This is a genomic window from Falsiroseomonas oryzae, from assembly GCF_027856955.1.
In the GTDB taxonomy this organism is placed as follows: Bacteria; Pseudomonadota; Alphaproteobacteria; order Acetobacterales; family Acetobacteraceae; genus Falsiroseomonas; species Falsiroseomonas oryzae.
In genome coordinates, this window is record NZ_JAPSMD010000727.1 from 1 (window position 1) to 1,695 (window position 1,695).

Annotated in this window: 2 protein-coding genes and 1 pseudogene; 1 reads left to right on the forward strand and 2 read right to left on the reverse strand. The window is 76.8% G+C overall.

Annotation, left to right across the window (positions count from 1 at the left end; genetic code table 11):
- The coding region (locus OZN99_RS31090) for a class I SAM-dependent DNA methyltransferase (protein WP_270939063.1) at positions 1-683 on the forward strand (683 nt) is incomplete at its 5' end.
- On the opposite strand, the gene OZN99_RS31095 is transcribed toward OZN99_RS31090, so the two are convergent.
- Together OZN99_RS31095 and OZN99_RS31100 are read right to left on the reverse strand one after the other, a co-directional pair.
- Positions 669-1,406 carry a nucleotide-binding protein gene (locus OZN99_RS31095; protein WP_270939064.1) on the reverse strand — a complete coding sequence of 246 codons (738 nt, stop codon included), beginning with the start codon at positions 1,404-1,406 and terminating at the stop codon, positions 669-671. The two genes, OZN99_RS31090 and OZN99_RS31095, sit on opposite strands and share 15 nt — an antisense overlap.
- Positions 1,403-1,695: pseudogene (locus OZN99_RS31100) on the reverse strand (GTP-binding protein); the annotation flags it as partial. The gene OZN99_RS31095 and the pseudogene OZN99_RS31100, both read right to left, overlap by 4 nt.

Sequence of the window (1,695 nt, forward strand, 5' to 3'; positions counted from 1 at the left end):
CGGCGCTGGCCGGGCAGGCGCGCTTCCTGCTGGCCGCGCTGGGCGAGGCTGCCGCGCCGGACCGCGCGCCGGCCGCCTATGTGCGGGAGCTGTTCGACCAGTACGCCGCGCGCTTCGACGCCGATCTGCAGGGCCGGCTGGGCTACCGCACGCCGGCGCTGGTCGCGGCGTTGCTGGAGGCCTGCGGCGTGGCGCCGGATGGCGCGCGCCGCGTGCTGGACCTTGGCTGCGGCACGGGGTTGTCGGGGCTGGCGCTGAAGCCCTTCGCGCGGCGGCTCGTCGGGCTGGACCTGTCGCCGCGCATGCTGGCGGAGGCCCGCAGGCGCGGCATCTACGACGTACTGGAGGAAGCCGATCTGCTGGACTGGCTGCCGCGCCATGCCGGCGCCTTCGACCTGGTCGCCGCGGCGGATGTGCTGAACTACCTGGGCGACCTTCGCCCCGCGCTGGCGGCGGTCGCCGGCGCGCTGGCGCCCGGCGGCGTCGCGGCCTTCAGCATCGAGGCCGGCGCCGGCGCGCCCTATGCGCTGGGGCCCGGCATGCGCTACCGGCACGACGCCGCCCATGTGGCGGCGCTGGCGGCGGCGGCCGGGCTTGTCGAGGTGGCGCGCCAGGACGCCGTGCTGCGAAAAGAGAAGGGCGTGCCGGTGGCCGGCGTGCTCTTCGCCCTACGCCGCGACTGACCGCGCGATGGCCTGCACATCGGCGGCCGCGGTGCTGGTCGGGTGGCGGGTCAGCAGTGGGATCTGGGCGCGGATCGCGTCCGGCACCTTGCCGTCGCGGCGCACCACCCCGGCCAGCGCCAGCGGACGATCCAGGAAGCGACGTGTCGCGCCGTCCAGCGTGGCGTGCACGCGCTGACCGCCTGCGGCGCTGCCGGCCATGTTCACCACCAGCCGCGGCGCACGCGCCGGCGCGTCCTGCGCCAGCAGCTTCAGCACGGCGTAGGAGTCGGTCAGGCTGGTCGGCTCTTCCGTGGCCAGCACCAGCGGCAGGTCGGCGGCGGCCAGCAGCTGCCGCTGCGCGGTGCCCAGTCCCGCGCCGAGGTCCAGCACGACCTCCTGGAAGCTGGCGGCGAGCCGGCGCGGCAGCGCGAGCGCCGCGTCCAGCCCGACGCCGCCGAGGCCCGCGAGTGCGCCGGAGCCCGAGCGGCCGGGCAGCAGGTAGAAGCCGGCCAGATGCGCCAGCAGCGCGGCTTCGGCACTGACGCGGCCCGCCAGCACCGCGCCGAGGTCCAGTTCCGGCGCCAGGCCCAACTGCACATCGGCATTGGCGAGCCCGAGGTCGGCATCCACCAGCACCACCCGGCGCCCGGCTTGCGCCAGCGCCTGCGCGAGCGTGATGGCGAACCATGTCTTGCCCACGCCGCCCTTGCCCGACGCCACCGCGATCACCCGACCCGTCACGCCCCCATCCCCTGCGCAAGCCGTTCCGCCAGCCAGTCCGCCGAGAGCGGCGCCAGCCCCGTCGCCACATCCTGCCCGGTGCCGGCCTCAGTGAAGGCGAGGTCGGCCGCGGCCGCCGCTGCCAGCACACCACCCAGGCGCCGCGTCGCGTCCAGGCGCGTCGGCAGCAGGTGGCGGCAGCCGAGCAGGTGGAAGGCGCGCGCGGTTTCCGCCGCCTCCTCCGCATCGAGGCCCGCGGGCAGCACCAGCACCGCGGCGCCGCGCGCGGCCTCCGCCAGCGCGGCGTGGC